Origin of the sequence: Dolichospermum heterosporum TAC447 (assembly GCF_024584745.1) — a bacterium.
GTDB lineage: Bacteria > Cyanobacteriota > Cyanobacteriia > Cyanobacteriales > Nostocaceae > Dolichospermum > Dolichospermum heterosporum.
In genome coordinates this window covers 4,131,376-4,152,120 of the sequence record NZ_CP099464.1, presented here as the reverse complement: position 1 = coordinate 4,152,120, position 20,745 = coordinate 4,131,376, and the positions used below count along the sequence as shown (strand labels likewise).

The window sequence follows — 20,745 nt, the reverse complement described above, 5'->3', positions numbered from 1 at the left end:
TATATCTCCTATGATGAGTTTTGTCGGTGAACAGCACCGGATCTTAGGTGGAAATTACGCTGACAATTTTGCCGCCAACTCGATGAATTTGCTGCATTTTGTCTAGGAGGCGCTCGTAAGGTACAATAAATACTGTGCTGCTACGGCGCACGCTGGGGTATCCTGGATTGCGGATGCCTGTAACTTCAACTCGGTAGGTACGATTTGATTCTCCTACAGCATTACCCAAGTTTTGCTTAGGAGCGTTATCCGCCGATACACGGAAACCCCAGTTTTCATTACTGCCAGATGGTCCAACAACTGATGAGGTCTGATTACTAGCTAATTCCCGCGCTAAACGAGATTTAGAACCTTCGACTTGAGCAGTATCGCTGTTGGCATAACCCCGGTATAAACGGAACATCCGAGTAAATCCGGCTGCACTTTGTCCTATTTGAAAATCAAAACCGCGATAGTAGGGAACAACGCTTTCCCCAAAGCTATTTTGATATTCTTCAGAGTCAATGTAGGAGTCAATTTCCGCGTCGTAACCTTGGTTAATATATAAGTCTAAGTGGTAAGTTACTTCGGACTCATTGTATGGTGCGCGACCCAACAAATGTTTGTAGTTGAGTTCAATTAACCGAGTTTGAAAGCTGTTGTAGAAGAATTTAGCTTTGTAGAGTTCTGATTTAGCAATGCTGCGAACAAACTCACGAACGCTCAAATTGCGATCGCGTAGCAGTGATTCTGCGCTAATTAAGCGATCTGATGCCAATATATAGTCATTTCCTAAGACTTGCCGATAAACGGCACGAATTACCAACTCGACTTCTTCTCGGCTGGCGTTGGGGCGCAGTTCAACTCTGCGTGCGTCGCTAAAAGGCTCTGTCCCCAGTCTGGATGCTGCTGTTGTAATTGCCATATTTTTCCCCTTTATTGTGCCGAATTTTGGCTGAATAAAGCTTGGTTAGTGGTCAGTTGTCAGTGGTCATTGGTCATTGGTCATTGGTCATTGGTCAGTAGGATTTACCCCTTGCCTCTTGCCTCTTGCCTCTTGCCTTTTACCTCTTGCCTCTTGACCTGTTTTATTTGTACATAAAACTATGCCCGGAGCTAGATCCAATTGCTAGGTGAACCAGAGTGATCATGTATGGTCTTAACGCCACTCAATTCCCAGTCGGAATATTTTCCAACTTACGCAGTGACTCCCCATGAACGACTGGTGAACCCCTTTAGGGGTAAATCCATCTAACAATTGTATCCCTCTCCGGGCATGACGCTATCTAGCTAAGAGCGTTGATTGCGTAGTCAATATAGGTATTAGCTTCGTTAGCAGCTTGACCACTCAAACCATGACTAGCTTTGATGGATTTCAATGCTTCTACGTACCAGCTAGGAGATAAGTCAAATGCGGCGTTAACTTCAGCTAAACCGGCAATTAAGAACTCATCCAAAGGACCTGTACCACCAGCAACTAAGCTATAGGTGATGATGCGGAGATAGTGACCAACGTCACGGGCGCACTTAGCTTTACCACGAGGATCGGCTGCGAATTGATTGCCTTGTGTAGAGGTAGTGTAAGGGAATTTGCTGTATACGGCACTGGTAGCACCGTCAATCAATTTTTGAGCGTTAGCTGTTAAACCACGGGCAGCTTCCATGCTGGCAGCAGCACGGACTAGACGACCGTTAACTGCTTGTAATTCGGTGTTGCTTAAAAAGCGTCCTTGGGTATCAGCAGATGCGATTGCTTCGGTAATTGGTGTTTTCATTGGTGAAAATCTCCTAGATAGTTTCTTGCTTTTTTTGTATGGCTATGCCATGCAGACTATGGGAAAAGCTCAATTCAGGTTCGAGCCAATTTGTCATGAATTATTAAACAACAGCAGCCGCAGCGCGGTCGAAGTAGCTTGCCAATTCAGAAACCAAAGAACTGCAATCACCTTTGGTGATACCGTTAGGATCGTTAACGATAGCGATCGCTGCTTCTTTCATTTTACCAACACCAACTGCTACAGAGCTACCAGGAGTACCCAAAGCTTGGTATGTTTCGCGCAAGCCGTTCAAGCAACGGTCATCAAGAACACTAGCGTCACCAGCGATAGCGGCGTAGGTAACATAGCGTAAAATGATTTCCATGTCGCGTAGACAAGCAGCGTTCCGACGGTTGGTGTAAGCATTACCACCGGGAGCGATCAATTGAGGCTGTTCTTCAAATAAAGAACGAGCCGCGTTGGTAACAATCGCGGAAGCATTGCTTGTAATACGGTTAACAGCATCTAAACGCTTGTTACCGGAAGCTACAACTGCACTTAAAGCATCTAGTTGTTCGGTGCTGAGGAATTCGCCTCTAGCGTCGGCTTGGGAAACAACCTTGGAAAATACATCTAATGTCATGGACTCTAATCTCCTAAATTACTTAGTTGAGAGATGTCTAAATTAAAACTAATTTGGATTTGTTCGCAACGGAGTCAAATCAAAGCGTTTCTCAATTCGCTCTCTCATTTACTAGTTTACAGGTTACAAACCAAAAATTATGAGAGTCAAGGAAAATTTTATGAGAAAGTGGCAAACTTGATGAATTGCCTGCTTTTTTCAACTTTCCTCTGTTGTTTAACCCCTACAGTTTATGTTTATACAATGCTATAGAGTCTTTATTCGTTACAAATTATGAATAAATAAAATCATAGCTTAAGATAATGTTCAAATCCTTCCCCTGCAACGGGTATAGCTGAGAAAATTCTTATATTTATGTTACACAACTTTATATTTTTTGAAAAAAATCGTAACAATCGGCGGTTAAAGATTGTTGTAATTTTGTGAAAAACTCTTGATGTAATTACATTACAGCCTTCTGACTTCCTATAGGAGGGTTATGAATTTTGTTAAGGAGTGTTAAATTTAAATTTCTAAATATTTGGGAAATTTTCCTTTTTTCCCCCCAGGGGGGATATAAATTTTCTCAAAGGTAAAACCCACAAAATCAGACTAAATGGCTATTTTTCAGAAATTCTTAATAAAGACCACTACGACGGCGCAGGACTTCTAGTAAAGTTGTCAAGCTGCGGGGAAGGGGTGCTGTGACTGCGACTAAATCGCCAGAAATGGGATGTTGTAGCTGAAGTTTCCAAGCGTGTAATGCTTGTCCCGGCAAATTTACCCCCAGGGAATGACCTGAACTATAAATAGGGTCGCCGACGATAGGATGACCCATTTTGGCACTGTGAACGCGAATTTGATGGGTACGTCCTGTTTCTAGTTGGAAGTGAATTAAGGTGTAGTTGCCAAACCGTTCTTTTGTGCGCCAGTGAGTGATAGCATTGCGTCCACCATCTTCTATAGAAACAATAGCCATTTTTTTACGGTCTTGGGGATTGCGGCCAATGGGTAAATCTATAATTCCGGTTTCTGTTTTGGGAACACCGTAAATTAAGCCTAAATATTCTCTTCTGGCAGTTTTTGCTTGTAGTTGCGCTTGTAGGTGGTGGTAAGCTAGGTCTGTTTTGGCGATCGCAATTGCTCCTGTTGTATCTTTATCTAAACGATGGACTATTCCTGGACGTTGCACGCCACCGATTCCTGGTAAATTGGGACAGTGGGACAAGATAGCATTAACTAACGTTCCGTCAGGATGTCCGGGTGCGGGGTGGACTACTAAACCTGCGGGTTTATTGAGAATGATGAGTTCGTCGTCTTCGTAGAGGATGTCTAGGGGAATATCTTCGGCGATTAGGTCTAAAGGTTGAATGGTGGGAAGTTCCAGGGTAATGCGATCGCCTGTTTTCAGGTTAATCTTTTTAGATGTGCAAATCTTGTCATTAATTTGAACATGACCCTGTTCTATTAACTGCTGGATGCGAGAACGGGATAAATCTGATAACTCTTGGGATAAGTAGCGATCTAGGCGATCGCTATTTTCGGTAACTTGGATGCTATTAATTGCAGACACGATTAGGTATGGGGTGTTTTAAGAAACATTGAGGTTCAAAATGTTCTGGGAGAACCGCTGTACTTCATTTTTTCATCTTATGTTTAAGATAGTTTTTTATTTCTCTAAAAAATCTATAGTAACCTAAAAGTAATACTTGAATACTTATAATTCAAAACCCTTGTAAAATTCACTAATTAAATGATCATGAGAGAAAATTTTAATGATCAATCCCAGCATATTAACACAATCCCGATTAGTAGATATAGATTTTTTCAAAATATCCAACCAATTAGCTTATTAAAAAAGATTACTAATAATTCTTTTACTGGTTGTTTGCAGGTATTTAGTGAGTCGGGTGCTTGGTCAATATATATGGATCAGGGTAAACTAATTTACGCTGGTTATTCTGAGGAAATGTTTGAACCTCTTTATCGTAATTTACAGAGATTGAGTCAGCAAATTTCGACTCTTCCTATGGGTATTAATGAACAGGTACGGATGATTTTTGAAAAGGATCTTGAAAATCAGTCAATACCAAATCCAGATTATTTAGCAATTTGTTGGTTAGTTAATCAAAAATATATTAGTCACTTTCAGACTGCTTTGTTGATTGAACAATTAGCATTGGAGGTTTTAGAATCATTACTAGATTTAGAATATGGCAGTTATGAATTTGTTCGACATACTTTTTTAGATAATCTTCCTAAATTTTGTCATTTAAATTTAAGAACTTTAGTAGAACAATGTCAATCAGGGGTTAAGGTTGATGTTCAGGAAAATTTGAATTTTGAAAATCATCATCAATCCCCGTCACATACTACATATCACGAACAGTTACCTAAAAGCAATTCTGAGCAAGTTGATTCTCAACTACATATACATCAGCCGATAAACTCCCCAGTTAGGGAGAGGAAGAAATATAGTATTTTGGGTGTGGACAATGATTATAGCATATTAAATACTGTGGAAGATTTTTTAGATGAGCAAATATTTTCTGTGCTGAAATTCATGGATTCTTCCCAAGCTTTAATGGAAATTTTGCGAGTACAGCCCGATATGATTTTATTAAATGTAGAAATGCCTAATTTAGATGGCTATGAAATCTGTTCTTTATTGCGGAAACACTCGTATTATAAAAATACTCCTGTGATTTTGATGACCGAAAGAATGGGATTAAGAGATAAAGCTAAAGCCAAATTTGTGAGGGCTAATGGCTATTTAGAAAAGCCTTTTTCTCAAGGGGATTTACTGAAAATTATTTTTCATCATATTGTGTGAAAATTTGACACCTACAAAATTGATTAGTTTAGGGATTTTTATTTTATTTTGCACTCATACCCAGATCCCCGACTTCTTAGAGAAGTCGGGGATCTGACTCTTGGAGTTAATCTAGCACCACGTCTTCGTGTCTACTGCGATATTTGGGGCAATCATATAAGGTTTGCTTTTGGTGTAGAGTTTATATAAATAGGGATGTCTAAAAAATCAGTATTTACAAAATTTAACAACATGAGTGGTAAGTTCATTGTATTTGAAGGTGTGGAGGGTTGTGGTAAAACTACTCAGATGCAACGGTGTTTTCAGTGGTTAGAAAGCTTAAATATATCAGTAATACTGACTCGTGAACCAGGGGGAACGGAGTTAGGAAAGGATTTACGGGCGTTATTATTGGAAAAGTCACCAAGTAAGCCGGTGGGGGAAGTCACGGAACTATTATTATATGCAGCGGACAGGTCACAACATATTGAAGAAGAGTTAAAACCTAATTTAGCCATAGGGAAATTTATTTTGTGCGATCGCTATACTGATTCTACTATCGCCTATCAAGGTTATGGTAGAGGTTTAAATATGAATCTCATTCATCAACTTAATCAGATTGCTACTGGTGGCTTAGAAAGTGATTTAACTATTTGGTTAGATGTAGATGTCGAGGTAGGACTATCCCGCAAACGGGGACAAGCTAAACTAGATAGAATTGAACAGGAAACTATTACTTTTCATCGTCGGGTACAGCAAGGATATACAGAATTAGCTGCATCCAATCCATCCCAAATTGTGCGAATAGATGGCAATGACAGTCAAGATATCGTTCAAAAAAGTATCCAGGAAATTTTACAGCAACGCCTGTTTTCATAACTATGTTCTCGTCATTAATCGGACAACAGCAAGCGGTAGAATTATTAACTCAATCCGTTAAACAACATCGAGTTGCACCAGCTTATATGTTTGTGGGTGCTGATGGTGTAGGCAGAAGTTTGGCAGCAAAATGTTTTATTGAATTACTTTTTTCTAGTTCTATAAAACCCGATCAAATTCCCATTTTACACAATCGCATTCAGCAAAGAAATCATCCAGCTTTATTGTGGGTAGAACCAACTTATCAATATCAAGGACAAAGACTCACCCCAGCAGAAGCAGCCGAAAAGGGAGTTAAACGCAAAGCACCACCGATTATTCGTTTAGAACAAATTCGAGAAATTACGCAATTTCTTTCTCGTTCACCATTGGAAGCAGCGCGGAATATCATAGTATTAGAACAAGCAGAAACAATGGCGGAATCTGCGGCAAATGCGTTGTTAAAAACTTTAGAAGAACCGGGAAAAGCGACATTAATTTTAATTGCCCCCTCCCCCGAATCTGTGCTACCAACTTTAGTATCCCGTTGTCAAAAAGTTCCCTTTTATCGGTTAAATATTGCGGCTATGACTGAGGTATTGACACAAACAGGAAATGCCGAAATTTTGCAACATCCAGAAGTTTTAAACATAGCCGCAGGTAGTCCAGGAAATGCCATTTCCTCCTACCAACAATTGCAAACCATTCCTAGCGAATTTATCGCCCAGGTGAAAAAAACGCCAACATCTTACCGTCATGCTTTAGAATTAGGTAAAAAAATTGATAAAGAATTAGATACAGAAGCCCAATTATGGTTAATTGACTATTTACAACAATACTATTGGCAACAAATACATGAACCTAAAATTATTCAACAATTAGAAAAAACCCGGAAACATTTACTTTGTTACGCCCAACCTCGTTTGGTTTGGGAATGTACATTTTTAGCCTTATTTCAAATATCCCAAAATCCGTAGGGTTTCCCCGCCCTCAATTAAGTAGGTTAGCATTGAAAATTGTCGTCATGGGAGGGCAAGAGGCAAGAGGCAAAAGGCAAGAGTGAAGAAGCTTTGGACGATTTTACTTTTCTTTTTTCTTTACACACCTTGGTTTTAGAGACTTCCAATTAAAAAAATATCCCAAAATTTCTTGTGGTGCGGGCAATCTTGCCCGCTAATAATAAAAGGACGGGCAAGATGCCCATCCCACAAGATTGGATCATCTTTTTTGTGGAGTTCTTTTATTGTGTTCACCTACTTACAGTAGTTTCCAATGATATGAGTTACATCTTAGCCCCCTCATCGCACCCCCCTCAATCCCCCCGCTGCGGGGGGAAGAAAAGGATAAGCTTTTGATACTGGAGGGGGTTGGGGGTGGGGTTCTTGTACCTCATAACACCGGGAAGTGCTGTATATTGCTTTTATATTGCCTTTAATTATCGAAATTTTCCCATTGTCTCATTTAATCAGGATCACAACGAATTTCAATCATAAATCCATCGGGATCATAAAAATACACTCCTCTACCAGTAGGACGGGAAACTGGTCCATAAGCAATGACCAAATTATTTTCTTGAATTACTGCTAATGCTTGGTCAAATAATTCTGGATCAATATCAAAGGCTAAATGATACGCTCTAGTGAAAGACTTACTGGGATCTGGATCTGGTGGTAATAATTCTGGTTCTCCAAATAAGTCAATAATTGTACCGTCAGGAGTGGCAAAGTTGGCGACTTTTCCGGTGTTGACAAGTTCTATTAATGTTTCTGGTATTTCATCCCCTGTAAGTTCGTGTAAGCCTAAAATATGACCATAAAAATGGCGAGATACTGCCATATTTTGGACGTTAAAAGCGATATGATGAACCTTGCGGAGGTAGCCAGTGGGAATATTTTTTTGAGAAATCATCATCCCGAAATTTAAAATCTATGGATTTAAAATTATCTGCAAATCGAGAATAAAGCCCGGTAAAATATCTTCACCAGAAAGTTTTGGTGGGTTGTCAACATCAAAGTTCAAAACTTCTACATCTTTTCCGTAACGATAAATTTCTACCAAGGGTGTTTGTGGATCAATTAACCAACCTAAAAGCGCCCCATTATTTTGATATTCTCGCATTTTAGTGCGTAATTTTTCTAAACTATCCGTTTCTGATCGCAATTCAACTACAAAATCAGGACAAAGGGGGGGAAACCGCTTTTTTTCTTCTTTACTTAAAGCCTCCCAACGTGCTAGTTTTACCCAAGCTGCATCAGGACAGCGATAAGCACCACTGGGTAATTTAAACTCTGTAGAAGAATCAAATACTTTACCTAATTTGGTTTGACGATTCCAAATACTTAAATCTGTAGTTATATCTGAGTTTCTAATTCCGCTTTCTCCACCTGTGGGGGGCATAATAATTAATTCCCCCGTTTGGGTAAGTTCTAATTGCCAAGGTTCGTTGGCAATGCAAAGTTGATAAAACTGCTCATCTGTTAAATTTACTGCGGGAGGTATGTTTAAGGTGAGGGTTTCCATAGGTTTTGCTTGAAGAGGCTAGTTTTATTATCAGATAAAATTCATGAAAATTCAGAAAAATTTAGGCTAGGCGATCGCTAAAATTGACCCCAATGGTAAAAATGGTGAGATGCTGTCATATTTTGGATATTAAAAGCGATATGATGAACCTTGCGGATGTAGCTGGTGCGAATAGTATTTTTATTCATTTTTGATAATTGGATATTTTTTAATATACTGTAACCCACAACAAGATCATCCTACTTGACATTAAATATAGAATACTATAGTATTCAAGTATGAACAACAAAACTATTGATTTATTCGCAGGTGCAGGTGGCTTAACTACAGGCTTTCACTTGGCTGGCTTTGAAGCGTCTTGTGCCATTGATGTAAATAAAAAAGCCTTAGCCACCTATCAATATAACTACCCAAACACTAAAATTATACATCAAGATATTCGTGAAGTTAATCCCTCAGAACTCCGTTCATATCTAGGTTTAAAAAAAGAAGAACTAAAAGCAATTATTGGCGGACCTCCTTGTCAAGGATTTTCCAGAAATATACCTGCCGAATATCGCTATATAGATGATCCTCGGAATCAGTTATATAAAAGTTTTATAGAATTTGTTCAAGAGTTCAGACCGCTTTACGTCATTATGGAAAACGTCCCGGAAATTTTGACAGCATACAAAGGTTTATTTAAAAATGAAATTACAAATCAACTAGAATTACTGGGATATAAAGTTGTCACATCATCTTTAAATGCTGCTAACTACGGAGTGCCACAAACCAGAGCTAGAGCTTTCTTTATTGCCAGTTTAGAGCATTTAATTTGCTTACCAGAGCCTACACATAATGATGATCTTAAAAGTGGTTCTAGCAAGAAACAATCATCCTATCAAACGAATCTACTAAAATCTAATTATTCTCCAATTGTTACAGTTAAAGATGCAATTGGAGATTTACCACAACTAAATGCAGGACAAAAATATGATGAAGATAGATATCCCTCAGATCCACAAACAACTTATCAATCTTTAATCAGATATGACAGCACAAAAATTACAAACCATATTGCTCGTGCTTTAAGCTCCATTCAAATGTCAAGAGTAAGGCTGTTAAAGGAAGGACAAGATGCCAGAGATTTACCACCTGAATTAGCACCTAAAAAACACTATAGTGGTGCTTATGGCAGGCTTTATTGGGACAAACCAGCGAAGACAATTACCAGATGGGTTTTTCATCCTGGTTCTGGTAGATTCTTTCATCCCACACAAGATAGAACCATTACAATACGTGAAGCTGCGAGACTTCATTCTTATCCAGATACTTTCCATTTTCTAGGAACATATACAGAAATGGCTTCTCAGATTGGTGAATCTGTACCTCCACTACTAGCTAAAACTATCGCTGAGTGCATTAAGTAGGTTGGCGTTGAAAATTGTCGTTATGGCAAGGCAAAAGTCACTCATGCAAGAGGGTTTGGGCGATTTTACGTTTCTTTACACAGTTTGGTTTTATTGTGTTCACCTACTTATCTAAAGTTAAGATTAGGAATTTTGTGCTTGTAAAGCTGCAAGAATAGTTTTCACATAATTCTCAGGGTTAAGACGAGTTCGTTGAATATTTATTCTCACTGCTTCTGGAGAAATAATTCTAGCTTTAAAAAGTTGTTTTTGATTCTTATACCAAACTAACTCAATTTTATCTCCGATACTACCCTGTAAACCTGCACCACTTTTACCAGTTTTCTTATTTACTGTCCAAGCCCAATTAAAAGTAGTTGGATCAAGTGGATACAAAGGCTATTCACAATAAACATATTCATTGCCTTTAATGGTTTTCAGTAGTATGCTTTCATAACTATTTTCAACTCCTTGTAATGACTGATTTGTGATCAATTTCTCATTCCAATGTTGAATAATAGCCGCACCCAGTTCGTCCGGTGGAGATAATTCTGTTAAACCAGAAAAACCAAGTTGATCAGCTTTACTAATAATATCTGCTCTTTGAATAACAAAGAAAAATGTGCTGCCAATTTTTAAGTTACCAAGTTGGAGCGATTTCAATGACCAACCTGTTTCAGTTAAAATATTAACTGCATCATACAGCAGTTTACTACGTCCTAAAGCTGGATCAGAAAGAGGAATATCTTTAACATAATGAAAAATAGCTTCCCAAGCATAATCTTCTATTGACCCAATAGCTGGGGATGCAACAGTAGCAATAATAGCTTGTTTTAGCCTCTCAATCTCGTTTTTTGTCAACACTTAAAGATTCCTCCACAGCTTGCAAAAATTCACTCATTGTTACAGTTAAAGCATTGGTGATATGACTCAGAACTCTTACAGATGGGCTTTTTAATCCTCGTTCCAGTTGGCTAATATAGGTTCTATGCAGACCTGTAATTTCTGCTAGATACTCTTGAGACCAACCTTTTTCTATACGACGACGTTGTATTTCTAGCCCTAAATTTTGGTCTAGTTTACTTGATTGCATAGAAACAGGTTAAGATATTGAATACAAAAGTTCTACAGACTAAAGTATTCAACTACGCTAATAGCAGATTCCTTTGATAAGTAGCCATCATGAACTGCGTACACCAGGACATATAAAAAACTTCTTATTCCCCTCCTCGCTTGCGGGGAGGGGTTAGGGGGTAGTCTGTCAACCCGAAAATGACGGGTGAAGGCAAGCAGGGGGAGCGGGGGGGGTAGGGGGGTAGGGGGTAGGGGAGGTAGGGGAGGTAGGGGGGGTAGGGGAGGTAGGGGAGGGAAGAACAGAAGTTTTTTCCGATCATTACCCGTCAAAATAAATTTGACGAACTACTAGGTTAGGGGTAGGGTCTTATTTTCAGATCTAACTAACCCACCCTACAATTAACGTCTATACTCATCTCCACAATCACCAATTAACTTATATAAATCTTTTGACTGTTCAGAAACTGCATCTATTTTCCCTATATCCTCAGCATCTAAATTGAAACTAAACACCCTAGCATTATCTGACAAATGTTCCGCTATTCCCAATCTTGCACCCACAATTACACCCCCAACTGCTGGCTGATTTAAAACGTAATTTACAGCCACATTTGCAATACTTACTTGATGTTTATCAGCAATGGTTTTTAAGGTATTTAGTAACTGTTGAAATAGTCCCCAACCACCCCAATTATCAATCATTTGTTTGTATTTTCTTAAACTGGTGGTATTTATTTCTAAGCCTTTAAGTTCTGGTTTATTCAAATACTTTTCTGATAACAAACCACCGCAAACACTACCATAGGTAAACAACTTAATATCATGTTCTTGACAAAATTTAACCATGTTTACCTGTGGTCTTCTGTCAACTAAAGAAAACTGCACTTGATTAGAAACAATCTTGATTCCTGCTTCCGTGATAATTTGCAAATGTTCCGTATCAAAATTAGTTAAAGCCAAATGTTTGATTTTACCTTCAGTTTGCAATTCTGCCATATATTTGAGAGCATCTAAATAATTAGCATCTCGATAATCCCACCAGTGGAACTGCATTAAATCCAATGATTTAACGTCCATTCTTCTCAAAGAAATATCAATATTTTCCTCAACCAACTTTTTCGTCATTTTCCCAGGACGAGGAACCCATTTTGTAAAAGCTTGGATATTATTAACAGCTTCTTCTCCACGAGTTGCTATCAGTTGACGACGAAACTCACCAATAAAATCTTCTGCTGGTCCATAATGATCTGCTAAATCCCAGGTTGTAAAACCAGCATCAACATATTGAAACATAGACTCAATCGCAGTTTTGGGGTTAATGCGTCCATGTCCACCGGAAACTTGCCACATTCCATTTAAAATTCGGCAAATTTTTAAGTCGGGAGTAAATTGTAAATAGCTTTCTTGAGGTAACATCATATTTTTTATCTTGTTATTTCCAGTCTTTTTCTGCTTGTTCCAAAACATAAGCTGCAACTTGTTGAATTTCCTCAGTTGTCAATCTTTTTTTATAAGCTGACATATTATTCTTACCATTAGTGACAATGGCTGTAATCGCTTCTAAAGAATCCATGCCATATTTTTTAAGTGCATTCTTTTTTAAGTTTTTACCGCGTCTAATGATATTTTCCCCATTAATATGACAACCAGCACAATGAAAACTAAAAATTTCTGCCCCTTTGGCTGTATCTAAAGCGTTAGCGGGTGAAGTGAAATTGATAGTCCACAAGCAAAATGTGCATAATATCAATACTATTAGTTTTTTCATAAGGCTTCAAAATCAGATATGAAGCCGATAAAGTTTGTACATTGTTCCTGAAAAGCTTCTGCTTCGCTGACATCCTCAATTTTATAGGACATAATGCGTTTTCCATCTGGCATTTTTTTAGAACCAATCAATTCAGCTTGGTAATTTTCTACCATTTTCTTAAATTCAACTCCGTACACTTTCCACGCTTCACCATCACAAGTGATATTTACCTGCCACATGATTTAAAATTTAGTTATTGACCAATATTGATTATTTCATAAATTGGCAACATTTAACCAAAAAATTCCTGGCGACTAGAAGTCGCGGCTATACAGACAAAACCCACCTGCGGGGGTTAAAAACTTCTAATTGCTGAATCTACGAAGGTAGACTTTGCTTGTGTAGCGTGGTGGAAGCATCTTTCTAATCGCCAAATACTTTGAAGTATCTAAAGATAGATATGATTTTATCTCTTTAGAGGGTGTTCATATCTAAAAAGAGTTCGCCATAATAATTGCAAGTGTTGTAATGAGATTTGTATTTAATATGACCACAAATAAGAACATTAAAGAACAAATTCAAATAGATTTACGCCAAGCTAAAGAAACAGGACAATTAAAAGCTGAACGCATTCGGGAAATTGTCAAATCTGCTGTTTCTCAAGTAGGTTCTGAGTTTCAAGAAGGTTCTCATGAACTGCGTAATTTAGTTAATGATGCTGTGTCTACTGTCATTGATAATTTACAAGAAAAAGGTAGTGAAGTTAAAGAAGGAGTGGTAGCTTCAATTGAAGGAGCGATGGAAGCAATAAATATTAGAAAACACTCAGATATTGTCAAGACTCAAGCCGAAATTAAGCAACTACAAGCTCAATTGGATAGGGAAGAAGAAGAACTACAAGCAGAAATTGAAGGAATTTTAACGAAGATAATCGAAACAAGTCAAGATAAATCAGCAGACACAAAAATTGCGATTGATTCAGCCATTGATTCTATCAAAGATAGTGAAGAAGTGGGATTATTAAAGAAACGCTATGCACAATTACAAGCACAGTCAGCAATTATTCGAGCCAATTTATCGGCACGTTATAGTGGAAGTGATCAAGAAGTACAGGATTATTTAAATGAGGCGAAACAATGGTGTGATAAATCCCATCCCAAAGCCGAATCTATCACAGCACAAGTAAAAGAAAGTTACTCACTTCTAGAAAAAAAATTGACAGATGCAGGTGCAGTTATAGCGAAAAAAGAACGTCAATTAAAACAAACTTTGCGTGAGTTACTATTAGCAACGGCTGATTTATTCAAAGATAAAGATATTCGTGCTTAATGAGTAACTATCCTTTAGATCCCCGACTTCTTAGAGAAGTCGGGGATCTAAATTCTTGTTGCTTGTTATACTTAATAAGTACCTTCCTCTCTATTAATATTTTCTTCATGCTTGACAATTACCCAAACTGCATGAATGCTACCAGGAAGCCAACCAAGCAGAGTCAGCAAAATGTTAATTAACAAAGTTGGACCAAAGCCAACGGTGAGAAAAACCCCCAAGGGAGGTAGAAATAAACCGATAAGTATACGCAGTAAGTTCATGGATATTTATTTCCTAGTTTTAAAGTTGGGTTTACCTATTGACTATCTTGTAATTCAAAACCTTTTTCTGCGAAGTATTTACTGAGAAAGGTATTAGCTAAAGAAAGAACTACAGGACCGATAATAAAAGCAATTAATCCTTGAACTTGAAAACCTGGAACTAAAACTGATGCTAACCAAAAGCAGATTCCGTTAATAATTAGGGAAAATCCACCTAATGTGAGATATGTCAAAGGTAAAGACAAGATATTAATGGTTGGTTTAACTCCACTATTAATTAAACCAATCACAACAGCGGCAATTAAAGCTGCCGGAAAATTAGCAATATCTACACCGGGAACAACTAAATCAACAATCAGCAAACTTAAGGCTGTAGCGAGTGCAATGAAAAAATATGACAACATTTTTTACCTCAGTAACAGCATTATCTGTGCTAATTACTATTTTCAAAGATAGACTAATATTTCACATCTTTTCTTAGATATAATCTTGATCTATCTTAGGTTAGATTAAATAACAAATTTTCAGTAAGATACCCGACTTCTCTAAGGGAACACCAAAAAATAAATTACCCAATTTTGTGGGATGGGCATCCTGCCCGTCCTTGATTATTAGCGGGCAAGATGCCCGCACCACAAGAAATTTTTGGGTATTTTTTTAATTGGAAGTCCCTAAGAGGATGTTTGAAAAGTTTTTAATGTATAAATAAACCCCTCTCCAAACCTCTCCTTTGCACCTCTCCCTAACCCTCTCCTAAGAGGAGAGGGAAAAGGAATAATATTTAATACTGGAGAGGCTTTGAAACCCCCATTCCCAGCCTTCGGCACGCTTCGCTAACGCAATGACATTGTGTAATTAATTCTGTCTCACTACTTACACCTGCTTGCTTCCCAAAAAGGTTCTCTTTTCAAGGCATCATCAATAATAATGTTAGTATCTAGCAATACTTTTAAAGATTATGTTTTTCCTTTAAATATTCCCATTTAGCTTGATCTGGATCAAAATCTGCTGGAACAGGTGGGGAATTTTCAAAGAAATGCTGAAAGGCTTTGATCCTAGATTTTCTTTTAGGTGTTTCTATCTCTGGTTCACTGGTTGGGGCTGTGGTATGATCAAGGGTATCTGTAGCTGTCCAGACTACAATTTCCACATTTCCGCGGGGGAAATTGACGGGTTCGGTAATCAGCAAGTTACCAGATTGATCAATTTTTCCCTTGAGTTTGTATGCTTGGATGATATTTTTCATGAGACTCTGTTTTTATATTATCTCCCGTTGAGCAAAATTCAATCTCTTAATTTGGGTTTAAATTATGATAACTACACTCATTGAACAAGAAGCAGAACCAATTTTAATTAGTGACTTAACCTGGAGAGAATTTAAAGCTGTTGAACAGCTAATTGAGCGCCCAGGGTTAAGGTTATCCTTTTTAGATGGAGTGTTGGAGATTCGGAAAATGCCAGGGAAAAAACACGAAACTATCAAAAAACGTATTGCTTCTTTAGTAGAAATTTATTTAGAATTTTTGGAATTAGATTTTACTCCTACTGGTTCTGTCACCCTAGAAAATGAATTTGAAAAAGTCAAAAAAGAAGGTGATGAATCTTATGAATTGGGAGCAAATATAAAACGTCCTGATTTAGTAATTGAGGTGGTTGTTAGTAGTGGAGGAATTAATAAACTGGAAGCATACAAACGGTTACAAATTCCTGAAGTTTGGTTTTGGATGAATGATGAATTATTGTTTTACAGTTTAGGAAATGAGGGATATAAAGCTGTTAGTAAATCGCAACTTTTACCGAGTTTAGATGTAGGTTTATTGATGCGTTGTATTAATATAGAAAATCATGTTCAAGCGCTGCGGGAATTTAGAGGAGGGATAAAAATAACAGAATAGGAGAAAAATTGTAGTAACTTCTACTTTCATTTTTCTAAAATTTGTCTAATTTGAGCTTTAGATTCTATTTTTATATTATCTCGCATTCCCTCAGAGTAAATATATAAAAATTTGAAAATTTGCAAGTGTAAAAGAAATTATAATCTTTTATCTTTTGGTGCTGTTTCAAGAATTTTTTTCAGTATTATATCTGATGCAAGGCGGATATCTCTTATGGATGCTTCTGGGATGGACGCATATCTCACTGAAAGTTTTAAGCCTATAAAACTATTATTGGCTTAAATCTAATCAGTCTATATTACGCACCTTATTACTCGTTTGAATGCAGTTCCAAATTTTCAGTGCGATTATGAGAGAGCAAGCAATGATGAATTTTCATCTTCATAAAATAATTTGATTGTGCTGAACTCCCGACGCAGTAAATTTTCAACTTGTAAGGTAGAACAGTTTCCCAGTCTCAGCCAGATGACTTTTGGCGGATTCCCCAACACTAAACTCAGATCGTGCATATCAGCATCTTTCGAGACAATCATCAAATCATTATCTTTTGCATAATTCCAAACTATCGGGTCTATTGTTGCTTTCATCCCTACATCCCGATAGCGAAGCGTGGCGTAAGCCATACATGAAGGGAGTCTGGAAAAATATCGCTTAAACGGGTGGATAATTTAGGCGATAAGTTTTCATCAAATAGTAATTTCATGCTGATAAAGTCGAAATCATTAACCGACGTTCACGGTCGGCCGCATAAGCAATACAAGCTTTTAAATCTTCTCGCGTTAGGTCGGGAAAATCATCAAGAATTTCCGCTTCGGTCATCTCAGAAGCTAGGTATTCAAGCACCTCATAAACTGTGATTCGCAAGCCACGTACACAAGGCTTACCACCGCGTTTATTGGGTTCGATTGTAATATAGTCTCTGTAATTCATAAGTAGCGAATGCATTTCTATTTTAGTGATTTTCTGAAAAAACTTGTAGTACAATATAAACTGAATTATAGCACTATGTCGATATCGTCTTGCTTTGCAAATGACAGAATCTAATAGAGTTCTTTATAAAAATTAGGCTTTAATACCCTACCATTTGGGGTAACACTTGATAAAAACCTGGATATCGCCAAAAACAACTTTTTAAAATGAAAACAGACAGCATATTTTACCGATTATTTCAAGAAATACCCAGCATATTTTTTGAACTGATTGGTAACTCTCCCCAACTAGCAGAACTTTATCAATTTTCATCAGTTGAAGTTAAACAAACAGCCTTGAGAATAGATGGAGTTTTCTTACCTAACCAAAATACAGATAACCCGATCTACTTTTTAGAAGTACAATTTCAATTAGACAAGGATCTCTACCATAGACTTTTTAGCGAAATATTTCTTTACATTCGCCAAAACAACCCTAAAAATCACTGGAATGCTGTAGTTATCTATCCAACCAGCAGCATAGATACAAGAGATATTCAGCATTATCAAGAATTTTTCACCAGTCAACGAGTTAGAGTGATTTATCTCGATGAATTAGCAGAAACAACATCTTTACCCATTGGTATTGCTACAATAAAACTAATTATCGTTAACGCAGATAATTCCATTACCCAAGCTAGAGAATTAATCACCAGAACTAAACAAGAGATAGATTCTCAATTTCAACAGCAACAACTATTACAAATCATCGAGACAATTTTAATTTATAAGTTTCCAAGAATGAATAGGGAGGAAATAGAAGCTATGTTTGGATTAAGTGAGTTAAAACAAACCCGATTTTATCAAGAAGCAAAAGAAGAGGGAAAGGAAGAAGGAATAGAAGTAGGTGAACGTAAAGCCAAGTTAGACGCAGTTCCTGGTTTGATAGGATTGGGTTTAACTGGAGAACAAATCGCACAAGTTTTAAACTTAAGTTTGGCAGAAATTAGCGAGATTATTCAACAACAGAATACAAAAGACAGGTAAACATTTGGTGATTTGTGATCAAATCTCTGATTTTCATCCTTTAATCCTGCATATCCTGTATCCCTTACGGGAGGTGTTAGCCAGTTCTGACAATTTACCTAACTAGCAACTTACGTTAAATATAGTAAGTAGTGAGACAGAATTAATTACACAATGTCATTGCGTGGCGTTAGCCATATGGAACGAAGTGAAATGAAGCAATTCCAAGGGTTGTGATTGCTTCCCTTCGCTCGCAATGACTGTAAATATTTTTGTCCAATTACTTAATTGTCGGTTGAGTGAGATACAAGAACCCAACCCCCAACTCCCTCTTTGCAAGCGAGGAGGGGGCTATGATTAACATAAAAAGTCAGGAAGAGGTAATTATTGTTTGATTCCTTTCATTGATAAACCTATGCGTTTGAGTTTTTCGTTGATTTCTAAAACTTGCACTTTAACGACTTGTCCAACTTTGACAATTTTTTTTGGATCATCTACAAATCTATCAGCAAGTTGGGAAATATGCACTAAACCATCTTGATGGACTCCAATATCAACGAAAGCACCGAAGTTAGCAACGTTGGTAATAATTCCTTCTAGTTGCATTCCTACGGTTAGATCTTTAATTTCTTTGATTCCTTCTTTAAAGGTAGCATATTTAAATTCAGCACGAGGATCTCTGCCTGGTTTTTCTAATTCGCTGAGAATGTCGCGCAGGGTTGGTTCTCCAATGGTGTCAGTAACATATTTTTTGATGTTGGCTTCTTTGAGTTTTTCTGCAACTTGTGTAACTTGATTCAAGGATACTCCTAAATCAGCCGCGATAGATTGCACTAGGGAATAACTTTCTGGATGAACTGCGGTATTATCTAAGGGATTTTCACCACCACGAATTCTTAAAAAACCTGCTGCTTGTTCAAAGGCTTTTGGTCCTAGTTTGGCTACTTTCAAGAGTTGACGACGATTTTTAAATGCGCCATTTTCGTTACGATAGGCAATAATATTATTAGCTATGGTTGGGGTAATTCCCGAAACAAAGGTGAGAAGTTCTTTAGAAGCTGTATTTAAGTCTACACCCACATAGTTAACGCAACTTTCGACGGTTTCATCTAATTTCTTTTTCAGTAATTTTTGATCAACGTCATGTTGATATTGTCCTACACCAATTGATTTAGGATCTATTTTGACTAATTCTGCTAAAGGATCTTGTAATCTTCTCCCAATACTAATTGCACCCCGCACGGTAATATCTAAATCAGGAAATTCTTCTCTAGCCACTTCACTGGCGGAATATATAGATGCGCCAGATTCATTTACCATGACTTTAACTGGTTTATGGGCTATATTTGGTAATACTTCGGCAACAAATTCTTCTGTTTCTCGTGACGCTGTACCGTTACCAATAGCAATTAATTGAATGTGGTATTTTTCCAGTAATTTCTTAATAGTTTGGGCGGCTTTTTGGCGTTGTTCTGCGGCTTGGTGGGGAAATACGGCTTGATATTCTAAAAATTGTCCAGTTTCATCTAGTATAGCGACTTTGCACCCGGTTCTAAAACCAGGATCTATCGCCATTGTCGGTTTCATTCCTGCTGGTGCAGATAACAGCAATTCTCGCAAATTTGTTTCAAAGGTTTTGATTGATTCTATGTCAGCAAAGGTCTTTTTCTCGTTAGTTACTTCGCTAATTAAGGAAGTTTTGATTAAGCGGTTAAAACTATCTTTTAACATGACTTGATAAAATTCACGCACGTTACTAACCTTAGTTTTAATTTCTTGAGATTCTAAATAACCCAGGATAAAATCTTCGTCATAAGCAACTTCAAAACTGAGGATTTTTTCATCTTTTCCTCGACATAAAGCCAACATATTATGAGGGGCAATATTTTTGACTTTAATTTGATAATTGCGGTACATTTCAAATTTAGTCGTCCCTTCGGGATGGTCATCTTTAATCCGAGAAATAAACAGCCCATTTTCTAAAAGATAATCGCGGATATATGCGCGTGATTCTGCTTTTTCGGCTACTTCTTCTGCTAAGATATCAGATGCCCCTTTTAAAGCTTCATCTGCACTTTTTACTCCTAAAGTTTCGGAAATATACTTTGCTGCTGCTTCCTCTAATGATGCAGAAACAGCATTTTTTGTATTTAGAGATTGAATAAATCTGGCGAGCGCTTCTAACCCTTTTTCCCTAGCAATGGTAGCACGAGTCCGACGTTTAGGACGATAGGGTAAATATAAATCTTCCAGTTCAGTTTTTTGTAAACAGGATGCTATTTTTGCTTGTAGTTCTGGGGTAAGTTTATCTTGTTGAGCGATCGCACTCACAATTACTTTTTTTCTTTCTTCTAACTCCGTTAAGTAATTATGCCTATCTTGTAAATCCCGTAATTGCACCTCATCCATTTCATCTGTTTTTTCTTTACGGTAACGCGCAATAAAGGGAATTGTTGCCCCTTCTGCTAAAAGTTCCAGCGCGTTTTGTACCTGCTGGGGTTTAAGTTGTAGTTCACTGGCGAGGAGTTGGGAAATGTTCAACATCGGGTATTTAAATTAAAAGT

Annotated in this window: 26 protein-coding genes; 7 read left to right on the top strand and 19 right to left on the bottom strand. The window is 37.5% G+C overall.

Features of this window, described 5'->3' with window-relative positions; genetic code table 11:
• Window positions 1–43 precede the first annotated feature (43 nt).
• From NG743_RS18640 to NG743_RS18625, 4 genes are all read right to left on the bottom strand, one after another.
• Complete coding sequence (locus NG743_RS18640) at window positions 44–904, bottom strand: phycobilisome linker polypeptide (RefSeq protein WP_027402199.1); 861 nt, start codon at window positions 902–904, stop codon at window positions 44–46.
• A 361-nt stretch (window positions 905–1,265) separates the two neighbouring features.
• Entirely contained in the window at window positions 1,266–1,754 is a 489-nt protein-coding gene (gene cpcA, locus NG743_RS18635) for a C-phycocyanin subunit alpha (RefSeq protein ID WP_027402198.1), read from the bottom strand.
• A gap of 103 nt (window positions 1,755–1,857) precedes the next feature.
• Complete coding sequence (gene cpcB, locus NG743_RS18630) at window positions 1,858–2,379, bottom strand: C-phycocyanin subunit beta (protein ID WP_027402197.1); 522 nt, start codon at window positions 2,377–2,379, stop codon at window positions 1,858–1,860.
• Window positions 2,380–2,995: 616 nt separating this feature from the next.
• Entirely contained in the window at window positions 2,996–3,931 is a 936-nt protein-coding gene (locus NG743_RS18625; protein WP_027402196.1) for an RluA family pseudouridine synthase, read from the bottom strand.
• A gap of 219 nt (window positions 3,932–4,150) precedes the next feature.
• On the opposite strand from NG743_RS18625, the gene NG743_RS18620 reads away from it, so the two are divergent.
• The 3 genes from NG743_RS18620 (at window position 4,151) to NG743_RS18610 (ending at window position 7,005) form a co-directional block, all read left to right on the top strand.
• A complete protein-coding gene (locus NG743_RS18620; protein ID WP_027402195.1) occupies window positions 4,151–5,191 on the top strand; it encodes a response regulator in 1,041 nt (346 codons plus the stop codon).
• A gap of 231 nt (window positions 5,192–5,422) precedes the next feature.
• On the top strand, window positions 5,423–6,049 hold the full coding sequence (gene tmk, locus NG743_RS18615) for a dTMP kinase (protein WP_027402194.1): 627 nt from the start codon (window positions 5,423–5,425) through the stop codon (window positions 6,047–6,049).
• Window positions 6,050–6,051: 2 nt separating this feature from the next.
• Complete coding sequence (locus NG743_RS18610; protein WP_027402193.1) at window positions 6,052–7,005, top strand: DNA polymerase III subunit delta'; 954 nt, start codon at window positions 6,052–6,054, stop codon at window positions 7,003–7,005.
• 484 nt (window positions 7,006–7,489) lie between these two features.
• Here the strand turns inward: NG743_RS18610 and NG743_RS18605 are convergent, their stop codons facing one another.
• Together NG743_RS18605 and NG743_RS18600 are read right to left on the bottom strand one after the other, a co-directional pair.
• Window positions 7,490–7,936, bottom strand: coding sequence for a VOC family protein (locus NG743_RS18605; RefSeq protein WP_193963739.1), 447 nt, complete (start codon window positions 7,934–7,936; stop codon window positions 7,490–7,492).
• 18 nt (window positions 7,937–7,954) lie between these two features.
• The gene (locus NG743_RS18600) at window positions 7,955–8,548 is read right to left on the bottom strand and encodes a Uma2 family endonuclease (RefSeq protein WP_027402192.1); all 594 of its coding nucleotides are present in this window, start codon (window positions 8,546–8,548) and stop codon (window positions 7,955–7,957) included.
• A 278-nt stretch (window positions 8,549–8,826) separates the two neighbouring features.
• On the opposite strand from NG743_RS18600, the gene NG743_RS18595 reads away from it, so the two are divergent.
• A complete protein-coding gene (locus NG743_RS18595) occupies window positions 8,827–9,957 on the top strand; it encodes a DNA cytosine methyltransferase (RefSeq protein WP_027402191.1) in 1,131 nt (376 codons plus the stop codon).
• 123 nt (window positions 9,958–10,080) lie between these two features.
• Here NG743_RS18595 and NG743_RS18590 read toward each other — a convergent pair whose 3' ends face one another.
• The 6 genes from NG743_RS18590 to NG743_RS18565 form a co-directional block, all read right to left on the bottom strand.
• Complete coding sequence (locus tag NG743_RS18590) at window positions 10,081–10,332, bottom strand: hypothetical protein (protein ID WP_228043928.1); 252 nt, start codon at window positions 10,330–10,332, stop codon at window positions 10,081–10,083.
• Between the two features lie 3 nt (window positions 10,333–10,335).
• Window positions 10,336–10,800: a hypothetical protein gene (locus NG743_RS18585; protein ID WP_228043929.1), complete on the bottom strand. Its 465-nt coding sequence runs from the start codon at window positions 10,798–10,800 to the stop codon at window positions 10,336–10,338.
• Window positions 10,778–11,029: a helix-turn-helix domain-containing protein gene (locus tag NG743_RS18580; protein ID WP_027402189.1), complete on the bottom strand. Its 252-nt coding sequence runs from the start codon at window positions 11,027–11,029 to the stop codon at window positions 10,778–10,780. The genes NG743_RS18585 and NG743_RS18580 overlap by 23 nt, the downstream gene beginning before the upstream one ends.
• A gap of 380 nt (window positions 11,030–11,409) precedes the next feature.
• Complete coding sequence (locus NG743_RS18575; RefSeq protein WP_027402188.1) at window positions 11,410–12,429, bottom strand: aldo/keto reductase; 1,020 nt, start codon at window positions 12,427–12,429, stop codon at window positions 11,410–11,412.
• Between the two features lie 13 nt (window positions 12,430–12,442).
• Complete coding sequence (petJ, locus tag NG743_RS18570; protein ID WP_027402187.1) at window positions 12,443–12,778, bottom strand: cytochrome c6 PetJ; 336 nt, start codon at window positions 12,776–12,778, stop codon at window positions 12,443–12,445.
• The gene (locus NG743_RS18565; RefSeq protein WP_027402186.1) at window positions 12,775–12,999 is read right to left on the bottom strand and encodes a hypothetical protein; all 225 of its coding nucleotides are present in this window, start codon (window positions 12,997–12,999) and stop codon (window positions 12,775–12,777) included. The genes petJ and NG743_RS18565 overlap by 4 nt, the downstream gene beginning before the upstream one ends.
• 307 nt (window positions 13,000–13,306) lie before the next feature.
• Between NG743_RS18565 and NG743_RS18560 the strand changes: the two genes are divergently transcribed.
• Window positions 13,307–14,089, top strand: a complete 783-nt coding sequence (locus NG743_RS18560) for a hypothetical protein (RefSeq protein ID WP_035081653.1) — start codon at window positions 13,307–13,309, stop codon at window positions 14,087–14,089.
• 71 nt (window positions 14,090–14,160) lie between these two features.
• On the opposite strand, the gene NG743_RS18555 is transcribed toward NG743_RS18560, so the two are convergent.
• The 3 genes from NG743_RS18555 to NG743_RS18545 all read right to left on the bottom strand — a co-directional run bounded on the left by NG743_RS18555 (window position 14,161) and on the right by NG743_RS18545 (window position 15,598).
• Window positions 14,161–14,352: a YqaE/Pmp3 family membrane protein gene (locus tag NG743_RS18555; protein WP_027402184.1), complete on the bottom strand. Its 192-nt coding sequence runs from the start codon at window positions 14,350–14,352 to the stop codon at window positions 14,161–14,163.
• Window positions 14,353–14,387: 35 nt separating this feature from the next.
• Window positions 14,388–14,756 (bottom strand): phage holin family protein, encoded by a 369-nt coding sequence (locus tag NG743_RS18550; protein WP_027402183.1) that lies wholly within the window; start codon window positions 14,754–14,756, stop codon window positions 14,388–14,390.
• A gap of 545 nt (window positions 14,757–15,301) precedes the next feature.
• Window positions 15,302–15,598, bottom strand: a complete 297-nt coding sequence (locus tag NG743_RS18545) for a hypothetical protein (protein ID WP_236630511.1) — start codon at window positions 15,596–15,598, stop codon at window positions 15,302–15,304.
• Between the two features lie 64 nt (window positions 15,599–15,662).
• Here NG743_RS18545 and NG743_RS18540 point away from each other — a divergent pair, with 64 nt between their 5' ends.
• Window positions 15,663–16,247, top strand: coding sequence for a Uma2 family endonuclease (locus NG743_RS18540; RefSeq protein ID WP_027402181.1), 585 nt, complete (start codon window positions 15,663–15,665; stop codon window positions 16,245–16,247).
• 347 nt (window positions 16,248–16,594) lie between these two features.
• Here the strand turns inward: NG743_RS18540 and NG743_RS18535 are convergent, their stop codons facing one another.
• Genes NG743_RS18535 through NG743_RS18525 form a run of 3 tightly spaced genes read right to left on the bottom strand, consistent with a single transcriptional unit; the run spans window position 16,595 to window position 17,177 of the window.
• Complete coding sequence (locus NG743_RS18535; protein ID WP_234413330.1) at window positions 16,595–16,870, bottom strand: DUF5615 family PIN-like protein; 276 nt, start codon at window positions 16,868–16,870, stop codon at window positions 16,595–16,597.
• Window positions 16,837–16,950 carry a DUF5615 family PIN-like protein gene (locus NG743_RS18530; RefSeq protein ID WP_257120644.1) on the bottom strand — a complete coding sequence of 38 codons (114 nt, stop codon included), beginning with the start codon at window positions 16,948–16,950 and terminating at the stop codon, window positions 16,837–16,839. Before NG743_RS18530 ends, NG743_RS18535 begins: the two co-directional genes overlap by 34 nt.
• The gene (locus NG743_RS18525; RefSeq protein ID WP_027402180.1) at window positions 16,947–17,177 is read right to left on the bottom strand and encodes a DUF433 domain-containing protein; all 231 of its coding nucleotides are present in this window, start codon (window positions 17,175–17,177) and stop codon (window positions 16,947–16,949) included. The genes NG743_RS18530 and NG743_RS18525 overlap by 4 nt, the downstream gene beginning before the upstream one ends.
• Before the next feature lie 206 nt (window positions 17,178–17,383).
• On the opposite strand from NG743_RS18525, the gene NG743_RS18520 reads away from it, so the two are divergent.
• Window positions 17,384–18,202: an Rpn family recombination-promoting nuclease/putative transposase gene (locus NG743_RS18520; protein WP_027402179.1), complete on the top strand. Its 819-nt coding sequence runs from the start codon at window positions 17,384–17,386 to the stop codon at window positions 18,200–18,202.
• Between the two features lie 363 nt (window positions 18,203–18,565).
• On the opposite strand, the gene NG743_RS18515 is transcribed toward NG743_RS18520, so the two are convergent.
• On the bottom strand, window positions 18,566–20,725 hold the full coding sequence (locus NG743_RS18515; protein WP_257120643.1) for a Tex family protein: 2,160 nt from the start codon (window positions 20,723–20,725) through the stop codon (window positions 18,566–18,568).
• Between the last annotated feature and the right edge of the window lie 20 nt (window positions 20,726–20,745).